Source organism: Desulfoscipio sp. XC116 (genome assembly GCF_039851975.1).
Lineage (GTDB): Bacteria > Bacillota > Desulfotomaculia > Desulfotomaculales > Desulfallaceae > Sporotomaculum.
On the sequence record NZ_CP156660.1, the window covers coordinates 4,066,777 to 4,083,558 of the forward strand.

The 16,782-nt window shown below is 48.9% G+C and carries 11 protein-coding genes; all 11 read right to left on the reverse strand.

From position 1 onward, the window contains the following. Positions 1 to 163 precede the first annotated feature (163 nt). The 11 genes from ABDB91_RS19055 to ABDB91_RS19105 all read right to left on the reverse strand — a co-directional run bounded on the left by ABDB91_RS19055 (position 164) and on the right by ABDB91_RS19105 (position 16,538). Positions 164 to 883, reverse strand: a complete 720-nt coding sequence (locus tag ABDB91_RS19055; protein WP_347489297.1) for a CpsD/CapB family tyrosine-protein kinase — start codon at positions 881 to 883, stop codon at positions 164 to 166. Further along, positions 867 to 2,222: a Wzz/FepE/Etk N-terminal domain-containing protein gene (locus ABDB91_RS19060; RefSeq protein ID WP_347489298.1), complete on the reverse strand. Its 1,356-nt coding sequence runs from the start codon at positions 2,220 to 2,222 to the stop codon at positions 867 to 869. Before ABDB91_RS19060 ends, ABDB91_RS19055 begins: the two co-directional genes overlap by 17 nt. Before the next feature lie 140 nt (positions 2,223 to 2,362). Next, entirely contained in the window at positions 2,363 to 3,172 is an 810-nt protein-coding gene (locus ABDB91_RS19065) for a CpsB/CapC family capsule biosynthesis tyrosine phosphatase (RefSeq protein WP_347489299.1), read from the reverse strand. Next, positions 3,165 to 3,830, reverse strand: a complete 666-nt coding sequence (locus tag ABDB91_RS19070; RefSeq protein WP_347489300.1) for a hypothetical protein — start codon at positions 3,828 to 3,830, stop codon at positions 3,165 to 3,167. Before ABDB91_RS19070 ends, ABDB91_RS19065 begins: the two co-directional genes overlap by 8 nt. 150 nt (positions 3,831 to 3,980) lie before the next feature. Next, positions 3,981 to 5,105 (reverse strand): polysaccharide pyruvyl transferase CsaB, encoded by a 1,125-nt coding sequence (csaB, locus tag ABDB91_RS19075; protein ID WP_347489301.1) that lies wholly within the window; start codon positions 5,103 to 5,105, stop codon positions 3,981 to 3,983. Positions 5,106 to 5,473: 368 nt separating this feature from the next. Beyond that, positions 5,474 to 7,069 carry an S-layer homology domain-containing protein gene (locus ABDB91_RS19080; RefSeq protein WP_347489302.1) on the reverse strand — a complete coding sequence of 532 codons (1,596 nt, stop codon included), beginning with the start codon at positions 7,067 to 7,069 and terminating at the stop codon, positions 5,474 to 5,476. Positions 7,070 to 7,273: 204 nt separating this feature from the next. Beyond that, on the reverse strand, positions 7,274 to 10,294 hold the full coding sequence (locus ABDB91_RS19085) for an S-layer homology domain-containing protein (RefSeq protein WP_347489303.1): 3,021 nt from the start codon (positions 10,292 to 10,294) through the stop codon (positions 7,274 to 7,276). Between the two features lie 361 nt (positions 10,295 to 10,655). Further along, the gene (locus ABDB91_RS19090; RefSeq protein WP_347489304.1) at positions 10,656 to 11,948 is read right to left on the reverse strand and encodes an LCP family protein; all 1,293 of its coding nucleotides are present in this window, start codon (positions 11,946 to 11,948) and stop codon (positions 10,656 to 10,658) included. Between the two features lie 367 nt (positions 11,949 to 12,315). Continuing rightward, positions 12,316 to 13,050, reverse strand: coding sequence for a WecB/TagA/CpsF family glycosyltransferase (locus ABDB91_RS19095; RefSeq protein WP_347489305.1), 735 nt, complete (start codon positions 13,048 to 13,050; stop codon positions 12,316 to 12,318). 305 nt (positions 13,051 to 13,355) lie between these two features. Next, on the reverse strand, positions 13,356 to 14,426 hold the full coding sequence (locus tag ABDB91_RS19100; RefSeq protein WP_347489306.1) for a copper amine oxidase N-terminal domain-containing protein: 1,071 nt from the start codon (positions 14,424 to 14,426) through the stop codon (positions 13,356 to 13,358). A 150-nt stretch (positions 14,427 to 14,576) separates the two neighbouring features. Then, positions 14,577 to 16,538, reverse strand: a complete 1,962-nt coding sequence (locus ABDB91_RS19105) for a DUF5693 family protein (RefSeq protein ID WP_347489307.1) — start codon at positions 16,536 to 16,538, stop codon at positions 14,577 to 14,579. Positions 16,539 to 16,782 lie beyond the last annotated feature (244 nt).

Here is a 16,782-nt window from a genome sequence, read left to right on the forward strand (position 1 = left end):
TTAAACACTAAATATTGACTAATATAACGACTTTGACGATATCGCAGCTATTCCAAGGCATGAGTCCGCCAAAGGTTATACATAGCCTTGATTTTACACCCGGCGGCATGGGCGGCGATCCCGATTATTTAAGAGTCACGGGAGGCTATATACAGCCTTGATTTTATATAGCGGCCCGGGGTATGCTATTTTTCTTTTCATCCTTGGCGTAATAGTAGTAATAATAGTAATTGCCGCCGTTAACGTCCACCTGGTTTAAAACAACACCGATAATTTTGGCGTTGGTCCTGTCCAGCAGAGATTTGGTTTCCTGCACCAGTTCTATTTTGGTAGAGGCCGTTTTCACCACCAGCAATACCCCGTCAACCATAGTGGATAGCAACGACGCGTCAGTTACCGTCATGACAGGCGGCGAGTCCAGCAAAACAATATCATAAGCATCCCGGGCGGCGGCAATCAGTGCCGCCATCTTAGTTGTGCCGATTAATTCAGCCGGGTTGGGGGGTATAGGTCCGCAGGTCAATATGTCCAAACCTGCCATTTCCGTGCTCTGAATCGCCTTATCCAGTTTTAAATCATTAACCAGGCAGTTGGTTACGCCCACAGCATTATCTAAATAAAAGTTTTGATGCTGTACAGGTTTTCTCAGGTCGCAGTCAATAATCAGCACCTTTTGCCCGGCTTGCGCTATCACGACGCCCAAGTTGGCTGTAGTGCTGGATTTACCCTCCGCAGGGACCGTACTGGTCACCAATATAGTTTTATAGGGCTTGTCCACTCCCGCAAAGCTTAAGTTGGTACGTAAGGTTCGAAACGCCTCAGCAAACGGTGAATGGGAATCAATACTGCTGAAGACAGCAGCCCGGCTATGCTTTTCGGACATTTAAAAACCCCCTTCCGGACTTGCCGCCGGAGCTTTTATATACCGGTATGGTGCCGATTACGACAAGCCCCAGGTGTTTTTGCACGTCATCGGGACCCTTAATAGTATTATCCATAAACTCCAGCACAAAGGCCAGACCCACCGCCACCATCAAACCCAGCACCAGAGCCACGGCCATATTCAGCTGTTTATTGGGTTTCACCGGCTTGGCGGGTACCAGAGCCGGCGACGCTACGTTAATACTGGTTTCACCCATGTCTATTGATCTGGCGATTTGAGTTTGAGTGATCTTTTGCGCCAGCATATTCTGGGTTTCCTCCAGGCGGGCAATTTCATTGTCCATTTGCTGCCGCTTAATCTGCTTGCTGCTAAGTGCCGTTTGCAGCGATGCCAGATTGGACCGCAGCCGGTCAATAGTGCTATTCATAGCTGCCAGGCCGGCTGTTTTTTCCGCCAACTCGGCTTCTTTTTCATTTAATTTTTCCGACAGTGAAATATATACCGGGTTCATTTCCTCGGAAGCAAACGCTTCCATTCCATCCTGGCCGGCTTTAGTTGCAGTTACCGTTTCCGGGGTGCCGGCCAGCTTCGCCTTAAGACTGGCCACGCCGGCCTCCAGCTGTCTTACTTCCGTATATGCCGTATCCACACTGGTCTGGTACTTATTTAAATCATCCGTAACGCTGGCAAATTGCTTTTGCAGATAATCTACACTCTGGACATCGGAATTGAATATCCTGTAATCTTCCAATAGTTTATTTAATTTTTCATCGGTTTCCTTCTTTTGCTCCTGCAGAAAATCAGTAGAGCGGGTCATCTGTTTCTGGTTTCTTTCCGAAAGGTATGCCAAATATGCCTCACCCAACACATTGGCCACATCGGCGGCCAGCCTCGGGTCGGTATGCTGCACCTTGAGTTCAATGATATTACTGTCCTTGGCCACTTCGGCCTTTACCATGCCGGCCAGATTTTTGGCGGTGTACCCCTGTTCGTCCAGCTTTAACTGATCGACTACCCGCTGGTATATGGTATCGCTGGTTAGCTGGCTAACGTATGTATTCATGGTCATAAAGGGCAAGCGCGACATGGTATTGATTACCGATTCAAGGTCGTCCCCATTTTGTAAAGCCGCCGACTGCTGGTTGGCGGCCGGCATGGTTACCAGCAGCATGGACTTGGCCTCATAAACCGGATCGATGACCAGGTAGCTCATTATGCCGCTCATAAAAACCGCAAGTATAGTGATAATTATGATAATCCGGCGCCATTTCTTCAGCACCTCAAATATTTGCCGCAGGTCTATTACATCGGACTCAACGTAGTCGGGTTTTTCAGACATTACCTCACCACTCCTGTACACTGTACTGCTCATATACTCTATAAAAAGTAAAGGTACCCAAGTACCATAACCTGTAATTGGCGCACATTAACGGCCGGAGGCGTCTCTTCCCTCGCCACAGCCCGCTTAAAAAATACGGATTACTTACCGGGGAAGGTATCTTTTCTCCGCCACAGCCTGCTCAAAAATCCCAGTTTACCTTGGGGGGGCGGTTTTTCTATAGTAGGCGGGCGAACAGGAGAGCGACCCTGCAGCAAGCGGGTCGGGTTGTCCCCGGTTAAAAGTTTCCCAAGACCCGTACTGTAACCTTCCGCCACCCGGCAAGCCTCGGACAGCACCGGGGAGCGTCTGTCGGTTCCGTGAGCATCGCTGCTGATAAAATGATAGCAGCCATCCAGCAGATAATCCACAGCCAGCCGGCGCGCCCGGCTGCCGAATAAACCGGTGAAACTGCCTGCCGTGCCCTGGCACAATGCGCCTTTTTCAATGAAGGATAACAATTTATCAGGGTCCTCCATAAACTTACTGTTTCGTTCAGGATGAGCAATAATCGGGGTAACACCCTGCAGGGCTATTTCAAAAAACGTCTGATCGGCATAAATAGGAATTTCCGCGGCAGGAAACTCCACCAGCAGATATTTGCCTCCATCATACAGAGTTAACGCCCGACCTTCTTTCAGCCACAACGGTATATCCGGGTCCAGCATATATTCCGCTCCGGGATATACTTCAAGAGGTATACCTTGGGCTTGCAGTTGACCGCGGAATGTCTGCACCGCATCCAGTATTTTTTCTTTACTGTTGTTATATACGCCGACCATTATATGGGGGGTGGCCACCACTGCTTTGATCCCGTCCGCAGCCGCACAGCGGGCCATTTCCAGTGATTCCTCCATATCCCGGGAACCGTCGTCTATGCCGGGGAGAATATGTATATGCAGATCAATCACCGGCGTATCTCGCCACCTTCTGCAACATATCTTTACGCAGCTGACTTTTTAGATCTTTATAATGTTCTTGCGCCTGATCGGCCATATCCATGGGTAATCCCTGTTCCTTTAATTCAGAGCGCAAATCGCCCAGAACTCTGTCAAAGTTCCGATCGGCATCCTTTTCCAGTTGTTTGCCGGCATTAATATACTCAAGCGCCAAACGGCCGATGGAAATGTCCTTTTGTCCCTTCTTAACGGCAATATAATCCGCCGTGGCTGAATCCAGCAGGCGAGTCAGCTCCCGGCGGTACCGGTTCTCCATGCTTGTGAAGATCCGCATATAAGTGTTTTCTACGATATTTTTTTTATCCGCTTTATCTGACTGCGGATCATAGAATATTTCCACATCTCCCTCGGGAGTGAAAGTAACATTTTCAGGCCAGTCCAGCTTTAATTCTTCCACATCCCAGCCCGGACCGGCATCACCGTCATATGAGGCGCCGGATGAACTGCCGTCCAGCGATTTATAGGAAATGGGCTGAAAATTATCACTGCCCAGCAAGCTAACGGCTATAACAACAGCCATACAAACCAGGGCGCCGGTAAAAACTATCCATTTAGTCTTTGAGTTAAGCAACTTATTACTGCTGCGTTTTTTCTTTTTGCGCACCGGCAATAAACCACCTCCGGTTTAGCACGTAAGCTTCAATAGCATATAATTCAACAGAAAACCGGCGACTCCTGCATGATTTCCACATTTTTCGCATGTGTTCGCACCCCGCGGGCCGGGTTTCCGCGCTTTTCTGTTTGGGTTTTGGCTTTCGATTTAGATTTCAGCGCCCGATATCAGGTTCCGCACCAGCCGGACTGTATAATCGGCGTTTTTTTGCAAATCGTTAAGCTTTCGTGCCATATCTTGCACCAGCTGTTCTCTGTCGGCCAGGTATATTTTAGCCAGGTTCGCCAGCGCCTGTCCTTGAATTTCAGCCGGTTTTCCCGCGGCGGCCAATCCAAGACGGCTTAAGAACCGCTCCACCTTGGGATCGTACGCGATACCCACCGGGGGAACACCACAAACCGCCGCAAATATCAGGGCATGCAAGCGCATGCCCACCAGCAGGTCCATATTGCCCACCAAGGAGATCATTTGCGGCACGGTTAGCTTTTCACTGATGATTGTATGCGGCTCCTTCATTATCGCCGCCACTTCCCGGGAGGCCACCAAATCCGCCGGGCTGTGCATGGGCACAAAAACTATAGTCAGACCCGCCCGGACAAGGCGGTCGCAGGCCTTGGCCAGCTCTATCTCCCACATGACCGCACCCGGCAGCGGGCGCACTGAAACCCCAACAACGCCCGTTCCCGCCGTTATGTCATAACGTTTCAATATTTCCGCTCCGGCGGATAGGTCAATATCGTCAAGACGCAGGCCCAATACCGGATCGGCGGTCACTTCCACAGGCCGCCGCACCCCCATGGCCCGTAAGTCTTGCAACGACTCTTCATCACGCACGGTGACGGCTTGCACACGCCGGGTGGTGATGCCCACCAACCGCCGGCCTGTTTTGGTGGTCACCGGGCCGATGCCCTGGGCATAATACATCACGGGCCGGCGAAACAGCCGGGCCAGCCAAATCACCCCCAGGTAGTACAGCAGGCTTCGCGGACCGGTAACATCCTGCAGCAGGCTTCCCCCGCCGCTGATTAAAAGATCCGCCCGCCGGATCACCCCGGCCACCTCCCGCATATTCCAGCGATCCACCGCGTGCACCCCGTAGTCCCGAGCGGTAGCCTCGGGGTCATTGGACAGCACGGTGATTGTAAGACCGGGGATGTCGTGACGCAGGGAACGTAATATACTATAGAGCACTGCCTCGTCACCCAGGTTGTTGAAACCGTAGTAACCGGATATAACAACCCGGTTATGTCTTTTGTTGGTTTTATTTTCCACGGGATACCCTCTTCGCGCAAAAGATTGATGAATATATTATCTATTAACTTCTGCGGTTGTGCAACCAGCCATTGGTCCTGCTCACGCGGAATAGGCAAAAACTATTGGTTTTTTAGCACATCTTCGCTGTATCGCAGTGATAATTGCAAGTATAGCACTCAGTCCGGAGTTGCCCTCGCTTGATCCGGTGAGATCGCCGCGTCGCCGCCCCTCGCGATGACAGGGGTAAACGTAAGCATCAGATAACGGACGCTCCCTCTGTGTTTTAGAGCAAAAAAAATATTGCACAACGAATTACTTGGTTCGTTGTGCAACGATCTCTTCCATATTCATTGTCCCAAGGCATAGGTTTCTGAAATGGCAAAAATTTAATGTTCAGGGGGCAGCTTAATATTTACTGTTACTTCTTCTGCATCGTCGTCACTGTATATTTTAATATCCATGTTGGGGGAATCACCCAGGAATTCTCTCATTGATTGCAAACTGACACCGGGTTCCCCACTATCAAGAGCACCTAGAATATCCTTTACGGTAACATTTGCAGTACCCTGATTTAATCTAATTTCTTCCGAAAAGCCCATCATGGAAATGCTGGCCTCGGTCGCGTTTGTGGTTGCTTTGATAGTTAATTCCGTGAACATATCCGTATCATTATAGTCTGTTAAATCAATTGTAAAGACATTATTTACTCCGGGAACCGTAACGGGCCTGCCGTCAACCACAAACGTTACGGATTTAACCAATAAATCCGGTTCTTCCTGGTTGCCGCCAGCGCTGCCGGCGCCACCGCCAACCGTAACAACTTCACCAGCAAAGGAGGCTTCTATAGCATCAACATTATGACTCCCTGCGCCTTCCACTTTCAATTCATTCTCTACTACTACCGGTTTTTCATCTTCATTGTCCGGATCAACGGCCCGAACTTTATAGGTTTTGCCAGGGTAAACCGGCAGCTCAAATGCCCCGCTGGCATCGGTCTTAGCAACAAAGGTGGGATTGGTTGTAAAATACATGGTGGTTTTTTTTATGGGCTTATCGTTATCGCCCATTAATTTACCTTTAAGCACAGCAGCTTTGGTTAAATCAAGGTCCGTCCGGGTCAGCTTTTGATCGGCAACCGCAACATCACTTTTATAGGAAATTTCCGAGTCCGTAACGGCTGTAATATCATATTTTCCAGGCTCAAGCTTAACTTTAAAATTACCCTCGCTGTCAGTTTTGGTTTCTTTCAGCACCTCATAGCTGCCGGCTTCAAATATATTAACTGCAGCATCTTTAACGGCCTGACCGTTATAAGTAACCGCACCTTCCAGACCGGTCTCCCGCACCGGCTGTGTCTCAACCGGCTTTGGACCTCCGGGCGCATATTCCAGGGCGCGGTCCAAAGACGCTACCGCCTCGGCGCGAGTGATGCTTTTTAGAGGCATAAATGTATTATCCGGCATCCCGCGCATCAGCCCCTTTTGGGCCACAGCGCCAATATTGCCCCGGGACCAGTCCGATATCTTAGCGGCGTCTGTAAACGCACTAAGGCCCTCGGTGGTAGTTTCAATATCAAGCAGTCTGACCAGGATACCGGCCACTTCCTGGCGGGTAATGGGGGTGTTGGGCTTGAAAGAGCCATCGGTGTAACCGCCTATGTAACCGGCCTTCTTGGCGGCCGCCACATCACCGCAATACCAGGCGTCAGCCTTTACATCTCCGAAACCGGCCGCGGCTTCTTCTTTATTAATGCCAAAAGCCCGGTTGGTCAGCGCCACGAATTCGGCCCGGCTCACCTGTTGATTGGGCTTGAAGGTGCCGTCCGCATAACCGCCGGCCAGTCCTTTTCCCGACCATTTGTTGATTTGACTCTCCGCCCAGTGGCCGTTCACATCCGTAAAGCCGGCCGCAAAGGCATATCCCGAGGCAGCCAACATCAGAAACGCAGTTAATAATACCGTTAAGTATTTCTTACCATGCATTAAAAACAAATACCTCCTTTGAAATAGCGTCGAAAATTACAATTATACACTTATGGATTCTCTGTACTCAATGCTATTCCCTGCATTCATGTTTAACTACTTTTTTAAAATAATAAGCGGGGCTCCCTCTGTATTTTAGAGCAAAAAAATGTTGCACAACGAACTACTTGGTTCGTTGTGCAACAGCCACTTAAACAGCTTAAATTATTGCTCTACATTTACAGTATAAACAGTTTGATTGGATGTATTTGCCTCATCCTTAACGATTACCTTCAAATCGTCACCGGTCTTATCGCTTAGCGCCACCATCAACTGGTTAATATTGACTGCGTTTAGGATTTCTGCTTTAGCCGGCGGTGCAAGGCTATCCAAATAGTCGTAAACCACAAGGGCCATGGCCATGATAGTTGTCTTTTCCGCATTTTCGCTTATAGCTTCAATAACATCTTTCTCATTAACAGCGTCAATAAGGGCACTGTAGTTGGCAGATGAAGTTATGGCATCATAAAGACCGGTAATGTTAACAGCATTGTAGAAGTCTTCTTTGCAGGTTGATGCGTCAATCGCGGCCAACACGTCTACGCAATCACTGCCAACCAGATCGCTAACGGTTATTGTATCGCTTGGATCGTCAACCCGGCTGTTGTACACATTTACAGCAGGCTGTAATATATCCTTGATTTTCTGCTTGGTTGCCGTATCGGCAGCATTATTGATAGCAGGAATGTTCAAGGCTGCATATATTTCTTTTCTGGCATCATTAGTTAAGTTTTCGTCATCATTTGCTATATCCATTATTTCTTGAAGAACATTTTCATAAAACGCTTGTTTGCTTGAGGAATTTTTAATAGCCTCAAACATCCGGCTGAAGTTTACGGCATCCAGCACATCCTGATGACTTAGACCCACTTCAAGCAGCGCAGCTGCGGTTTGACTGATATTAACACCCGCTATACTGCTGCCCAGTGCAATATCGTTACTACCGTTTTCAAAATTCCAACTGCCAAGCAAACTACCGTTAAGTTTTATTTCCAAGATGCTTTCACCGGAAGGTGAATACAGCTCAATCTCTGAATCGGATAAGTTGCTTGGATTTTTATCTAAGATAATCTTTTTATTCTGTTGATCAATTGTTCCATTGGTAATACTATCAATACGAGGATTTTGCTCCGTGACTGTATACTCAAAAGTTTTCACATGACTGTTCTTCATATTATTTTTAACAGCTATGGCTTTTATAGTGGTGTTTGCATTTACTGTAATCGGTCCTTCATATAAAGTCCCATGTTTTTTAGCAATAGGATTTTTGCCGTCCTTGGTATAGTAGATTACGGCCCCGTTCGTGCTTGTGCTCAACACGACTTCGGTACCCTTGGCTACCGTTCCGGCCTGCGGAGAAGCCGCCGGCGCTTCCACTCTTGCAGCTTTCACAACCCCCCATTTGGAGAAGTGATATACCGTTGCCCTAACTACTTTATTAACTTCGTCCACTGTGGAATCGGCACATTCCCAATCTCCAGTAGTTTCGTTATAATAGAAGATAGCTAATCCGTCACTTGCAGTTCCCTCAAAGGGCAGTGTTATTTCAACCCCATCACTTAAATCAAGGTTGGAGCTAAGTGATACATTGATTACCTTACCCGCTACCTCGAACGTCTGCCCGGTGGTGGGGGTCTCATAATCGTCTTCATCGCATTCGGTAACCGTCACGGTTACGCCACCAGAAATACTCGGTATATTAGTAAAGTCAACGGTTACTCCATCTTCAAAGGCCAAAGGAACTTCATTATCTACTGTCACGTCATCGCCTAACGGCGCTTCTACCCTCAAGATCAGTTTTGCTTTTTGATTATATCCGCTAATGGTGCCTTCAAAGGTGAATACCCCGGCTTTATCAGTGGATACAGTATTGGGCACCCATGTTACAGCAAACTCTTCGGTTGTGTCGTTGCTCATTTTAGCTGTAACTTTATCGGGTAAACTATAACTACCGTTTAAGGCAACTGTAGCCTTGATATCGTCGATAGATTTTATTGTGGGGCTAGAGATACCACCGCCGCCGCCACCGCCGCCGGGTGCCGATGTTAAGCTAAACGGAGCTTTCAGGATACCCACGTCACGGGCGCCGGCAGCTCCTACTGCCACATCTTCGGCGACAAGTACCGGCTCATCGTCCTCTTTACCCGGTTTGTAAACCCGAACGGCGTATTTTTTGTCGGGCAGCACAGCCCCGGTAAAACTACCGTCACTACCCGTGGTAATAACAAATGTGGGGTTGGTGGTAAAGAGCATTGTAGCTTTTTTAACCTTGCTGCCGCTTTTATCGTTCAAAGTACCGGAAATAACCGCCGCGGGCACAAGCTCCAAATCCGCCGCGGCGCTTTTGTCCTGTGCTAAAACGATGTCGCTTTGATAAGCTACGCTGTTGTCTGTAACCACTGTTATATCATATTTACCGGCAGCTAATGCAAATTTATAACAGCCTTTGCTATCGGTTTTGGCTTCTTTCAGCACTGCATAACCATCAGCCTTGAAAACGCGCACGGTGGCGCCGGCAACGGCTTTATCGTCCCGGGTGACGGTTCCTTCCAGGAAAGCATCCTCAACCTCAACCGGCGGCGCCGTTTCCCGGGCCCGGTCCAGGGAAGCCACCGCTTCAGCCCTGGTAATGCTTTTGCCGGGTTGGAAAGTGCCGTCGGGATAACCGGCCATAAAACCGGCCTTTGCAATGGCGCCAATACTGCTGCGAGACCACTGCGGAATCCGGGTGGCATCTTTAAATTTATCCAACCCCTGCGTGGTCGGTTCCAGTTTCAGCAGCCTTACCATAATACTGGCCGCTTCCTGGCGGGAAATAGATTGCTTGGGTTTAAAAGTACCGTCGGGATAACCGCCGGTATAGCCTGACGCACTGGCAGCCGCTATATCGCCATAGTACCACTGCCCCGCGGCCACATCACTAAAATCTGCGGTAAACCCCTTGGTATCAATTCCAAAAGCTCGGTTGACCATAGCTACAAATTCAGCTCTGGTTATTTGATTATTAGGTTTAAAAGTGCCGTCGGAATAACCGCCGGCCAAACCATTTTGCGCCCATTTGTTGATTTGACCCTCGGCCCAATGGCCCGAGGTATCGGAAAATCCTGCCGCAAATGCATATCCGCCCACAGCGAATACCAGGGATAGCGCCATCAAAACCGATATAATGTTTTTCCTGTTAACCACATAATTCACTCCTTTCGTCTAGCAGGGTGAGCACATCTACTACATTTTCAATAATCTCCAACAAACACCCCCTCATATCTTGGATATTTTATCAACTATTGGAATAATATAAAACCAAATGTAAAACTATTTAATTCTACGACAGTATGCGAAACTCCTTCCGACAAAAACAGAATCTTAATATGCCAAAATGCGCACACATCCGCACCTTTCCCGCAAGGCCAAACAAAACGAAAAAAACAGGACGCAAGTCCCGGCTGGAAATTACTTGCGCCCTGCTTATTTTCTCTCATCAGGAATTTATGATTATGTCTACATGTCCGTTTTCAAGCGGGCAAAGAGAATACCAACCCAACTTGGATCATGGATTTATGATTATGTCTACGTGTCCGCTTTCAACGGGTTCCCCCTGTTTACCCTCATCGGGTGCAGTCGAGGTGGAGGTATGGGGCGATGTATTACCCGGCTGCTGCTGCTCCCCACTTATATTGCCGCTGTCGCCACCGGCATTATCTTCACCGCCGGCAATGGATTCATCAACATCTGTCTCAGCAGTACCGGTATTGTCGGCAGGATCAGTACTCTTGGCGGCATCATCGGCATCATTTGCATCAGCGTCCGCGTCCGAAGCCTTCCTCTGCTCCTGCCCTGTGGACCGGTTCGACTCCATAGCCACTTGTTTGGGCGTATCGTTTGAAATTGCCCCCTGCACTACCTCAACGACCTTACCTTCTTCAAACAAAGCCGTGGCAACCTCTCTGGCTTTTTCAGGGTCCACATACCAATAGCTGGCCCCATCATCCAAAAACCAGCCCGGCATCGTTTGCGTTACTATTTGCACGTTATCGAGATTTCTAGCCGCCTTAGCCAGCGCCGCCATTTCCGCCGGCTTCAAATTGGTTTTTACGTTTTTATATATTTGCGGAACAAGCTTGTGCAGCTTGGTAATGGTACCTATTTGCATCGTTTCATTACCAATGGCTGTCAATAATTTAAGCTGGCGCTGGGTACGGGTGATATCTCCCAGTCCATCGTGGCGGAAACGGACGTACTGCAATGCTTTATCCCCATCCAGCTCCTGAACGCCTTCTTTTAAATGAATACTATAAGCACCGCCGTAAGCCTTTTCATCGTAATTCAAGTCGTCTTCGACATCAACCGTAACCCCGCCCAGAGCGTCCACGATATCCTTAAATCCGCCAAAATTAGTTAGCACATAGTAATCCACTGCAACGCCGGTAAGCTCGGACACCTTTTCCATGGCCAGTTCGGGACCGCCGTAGACGTTAGCCGCATTGATTTTATTCACCCCGTGACCCGGAAGATTCACTTTAGTATCGCGCGGTATGGAAAGCAGCGCCACACGGTTATCCTTGTTATTGATATTGGCCAAAATCATGGTATCGGTACGCAGACTGGTTTCATCGCTGCGTTCATCGACCCCCATCATCAGCACATTAATGCCGGGCATTTTGGCAAACTTATCCGCTTCGTCATCAGTGGGATCAAGATCAACCAGAGGCTCACCGGCAATCAAAGGCCACAAAAAATTATTGGCCGCCGCAAAACCACCGGCGAACAGGCCGACCAGAATAAGCGAAAACATAAAAAGACGCAGTTTGCTTTTTAACTTTCTTTTTCTTTTCACGGACATATCTGATAGGACACCTCCCTTTCGCCGCCGCTTACCGTACTAACGGGGCAACTTATTCTAAAAAAACTTAAGTTACTTTCTTCCAGTATGCTTGCAACTGTCATTGCGAGCGCAAGCGAAGCAATCCCAAATGCGCGGCAGGTCCCCAAAGCAATGCGGGCTGTAAAGCGGCGATTGGCTTCGTCGCTTCACTCCCCGCCATGACGGACTTTAAGCGTTGCAGACTGTACTCATAGCCATGACAGGCCAAGCTATTTTTTTATCCTTCCGCTGGTATCGCGTTAATAACATGGACGTCTATAACGACATAATATATCTTTTTGAAGTCTCATTCAATTGTAATTATCGCGCATACCGAAAAACATTTTTATTTTCGACCTAAACGATATGTCCTCAACACCAGCCAGGCAAATCTAGGCAGCACCAACATGCGCCGCCAGCGCGACGGCTCACTGATCAGCCGCCCCAGCCATTCTATTTTTAATTTCTGCATCCACAGGGGCGCTCTGGCTACCCGGCCGGAAATTACGTCCAAACTGCCGCCCACGCCAACAGCCACCACATGGCCAATGCTGTCAATATGGCGATCAATCCATTTTTCCTGGGCCGGAGCCCCCAAGGCCACAAATAACAGCCGCGGTGCTTTTTGTTTTATGGATTGTACAATATCGACTTCCTCATCCGGCTTAAAGTAACCATGCTGTGTTCCGGCTACCTGCAATCCGGGAAAGCGAATGGTTAGTTGTTTTGCCGCTTCTTCAGCCACCCCGGGGGCAGCTCCCAAAAGGTATATTCTCCACCCCTCGGCGGCGGCCCGCTCCACCAGGCGCAGCATCAAATCAATACCGGTAACCCTTTCCGGGAACGGCGTACCGGCCACCCGGCCGGCCCAGACAATGCCCTCCCCGTCGGCGGTAACCAGATCCGCTCTGCCTACCAGTTCCAGCAAAGCATGGTCGGCCCGCACGGCCCGGTAAAGGATTTCAGGGTTCAGAGTGATTACCCGGCGCGGACCTCCAAGCTCTATCAATTCCGCCACCCGGTCAATACATTGGTCCATGGAAAGGCAATCAATTGATGCGTTTAATAGTTTAACTTTCATATGTATCACCCGGTATATTATTTCGACGCAGAAAGCCGGTCATATGTTTCATGAAATAAAGCGCCGCGTAAAAAATTTTATCCAAGCAGATGGACTTATGCTTTTATTTCGACAAAACCGATATATTTCCTGCATATTACCTTGTCCCGGCCAACTCCTTATATACCCGGGCACGCCCCGAACCCAGCCTCGCCCTTTGCAGCCGGGTTAAACCGGCTCCGGAAATAACAGGGAACCGAGTATGCATCCGGTTCCCTGTTGTTTAAATTTGTTATCCCAACGAATATTAATCTATACCTCAACGCCTAGTAAAGGATTTCAATGTCAAAATCGTATCTGTAACTGTCCAGCGATTTATCGTTTTCATCAAAAAAATATGCTCTTACATTATCAACTTTTACATCCTCATCATCAAATTTTTCAGCTATGTCCCGGCAAATATCTTCCACATCATTTCTAATGGTGTTATTGTTTGAATCCGCCCAAAGCTCCGAACAGTCATCATCCCTGGCATCCAAATACACGGTAACCTCGTCATCATCTTTATCGTATTTTATTTGGGATACTATAAATTCCATATTGTCTACATCATATTTATCATTCAAAAGCTCATCTTCCACATCGGAAGCATTACCGCTGTCACCCCGGTAGTCTTCGTCTTTAAAATCAACGTCCAGCCTGTCGTCACCGTCTTTATCGAATTTCACAAGCTCCTCATCATCGTGTGTATCGATGATCACACCTTTAACCACCGTATCTTCAGTTAGCTCATCCTGGATATATTCAGTCAGGTCCTCCAGCCAGTCTTCAATTTCTCTGTCCGTTAAATCTTCCCACTCGTCGCCATAATCCCTTAAATCCACTTCTATCTCTACGTCCACATCATCCTCGTCGCCGTCCAGCTTGATATCCTCTATAGCCACACGTTCCAGTTTATCGTAATCATCCAGCAAATCATCTTCCAAGCCATCTAAATCATCTTTATCGTATTTGTCCTTTTTATCCAGTTGATATTTTAAGTCTTCCACTTGTTTTTTCAGATTAGTTATTTCCTGATCTTTTGCGGTCAGCTGTAATTTTAGGCTGTTGGTTGCCGCGGTGTCGCCACCGATTATCTGAATGGTTTTTGTTTCAGCCTGCCAGTTTATTGTACTGTTTAATGCCTCCCCGGCCACGCGCAGCGGCACATAAGTGACTCCGTTCAATAAAAAAGGCTCCTGGTCGGCTGATACGCTAACTGCTTTTCCATCGGCGTATATCACTATATTATTGTATTGAACCTTAATTTGCTTGCTGGCCACCGATGCCTCGGCCATACCCCCCAAGGCCAACAGTAAAAACCCGGACATAAGCAGTACCATGAATTTCCTTTTCAAAATGATAACCCCTCCTTAATAATTTGACTTGTCGATTAGTTAGACGTCCTAATCCGGCAAGTTGTTCCTTGTACAGTAAAAATTTTATATTTTTATGCTCAGGTCCCGCACCAACGAAAGATTTCCAAGCCACCGTGCGGCGCACTGCCGCTAATCTCCCCGCAACCAGCCCCAGCGCGTGATGAGGAGGTTTTCTCCAATACGCCAAAGGGCAATCAGCGCCAATCCGATAATAATACCTAGCCAGAGGCCGTGCAAGCTGCGGGTCAAAGAAATAAGCAGGGGGGTGTGAATATGGGCATAAGTATTGACCAGAGAAATCTGGCCGATGGCCCCGCCCAACAACAACGGCATATATTGATTGTTCCGGTACCCCAGGTACAGCAACAGCAGCATGAGCGGGTGCCCCAGCAAAAACTCCTTGGTGCGGGGACGCACGCCCAGAATATTATCGAGCAAACTGCGAAACTGTAATTCCCAATCGGATATGGCCGCCGACTCGTTGCCGGTGCGGGAAACATAAACCAGCAGAGCCACCAGCAGTATTCCGCCAACAACGGTAAACTTGACCAGCACCGGTTGCTCTAAAAGGTCCCGCACTTTCTGCTGCCAGCCGCCACCGCCCTTTGCTCCCCTAAAAAAGAATATCACTGCCAGCAACAGCAAAGGGACGACGTGGGCCAGCTTAACCCCGGTAAACTGATCCATTTTTAGCATAAAACCAACATCGCCCAGCAGTCCGACCATTAAAAGCGCCCCGACAAGCGAGTAGAGAGAAGTGCGCAGTAATAACAGCACACTATGGACCACCGAAGCCCCGCCCTGCCGTACATTGAGCATCAGGGACAGGGTGGGGAAAACCACCACGGCAATAAAGGCCATTATCTTGCGGGCCAGGCCGACCATATCCACGGCCAGTAACCCGGTCCAGGCCATAATGCCTATAACACCGCAGCCAAGGGCCGCCACAGGCCAACCCATTGACAGAGCAAGCAGCATCACCCCGGCAATGACCCCCAGCCCGACCACAAACAATAACAAACGGGAAAGCCCCAGGGGCTGCAGCAGAGACGCCTCACCCACTTGCAACCCTTCCGCCTCCAGATTTTGCCGAACCTCTTCGGCCAGCTGTAAATTCGTGGCCAGCATATCCGGCATATCGGCTTTCATGTAGGTATGCAAAAGCAGAACCCTGATGTTGCGCTCCGTGACCGCCAGGTTAAACCGGTCCACCATGGCAGCCAGATCGTAATTTTTCTTGTTATCTTCCTCCAGGGTCAGTGTGTGCAGCCTGACCACGTTCTTGTCCAAAAGCAAGCCCAGTTTCGACAGGCCCACCTGGTTGGTGAACTCAATCTGCACCAGGGGAACCTGCAGTTCCTTCATTAAATATGAAAGCAATTTTACTTGTTCGGGAAAACCGGGCAGCACCGGATCGTTAAACAATACCCCGGATAAATTGGGTATTTTTCTAATCTCCCGAAAAACATAGGTTAAGCCCTCCGGGGTTACCTGATTCCAGGTACGCACCTGCACCATGGCCTGTAATCCGGCTGCATTGACATCCTCCACCGCCCCGGCCGGAAATCCGAGGCCCATTTGTTCAAACAGGCCCCAGTTGTAGGCAACCTCTATAATATAAACACCCGTTTCAGCCGCGCCTTCCCAAAATCTAATCGGTACTTTCTTGGCCTGCAGCTGTCCCTGAATCCTTTGGAACACGTCGGCGTCGGGAATAATTAGATACCGGTGATCCGGTTTAATCTGCGCCCGAAATTGTTCGCCAAATTGCTGCCATATAGCAGCGTTGCCCGGCAACAGCAATTCACTGCCGGTACGCATCAGCAATTCACCGTCAGCCTCGGCACTACTAACGGTGGGCTCTTTAATCAGTACGGTGTTGACTCCCTGTTCCTTGAACTTATTTAACACATCCACCGTGCTCAGGCCGTTCATCCGGGCCAGGGAAGCCGCCTCATCATAGACCACCGACATGGCCACGCTTTGATTATTCGCTTCCAGCCCGTACCTTTGCCAGGCTGTATATCCCGCGGCCAGCAAAGATATAAAAATTATTCCGACCAATATTAACTTCCACTTATTCTCGCGCACAGGCAAAACCTCCAACGGTTTATAGGCAAATAGAAAGACAGGGGAACGCAATATCATTGCAAACGGAACGCATGTCATTGCGAGCGTAAGCGAAGCAATCCCAAACTCCAAAGCAGATCCACCAAAGAAATGCGGGCTGCAAAGCGGAGATTGCCACGTCGCTTCGCTCCTCGCAATGACATATTTTAAGCATCGCGGGTTATATTCATAACCATGACATACTTTCACCTTTCCCAGTGCCATG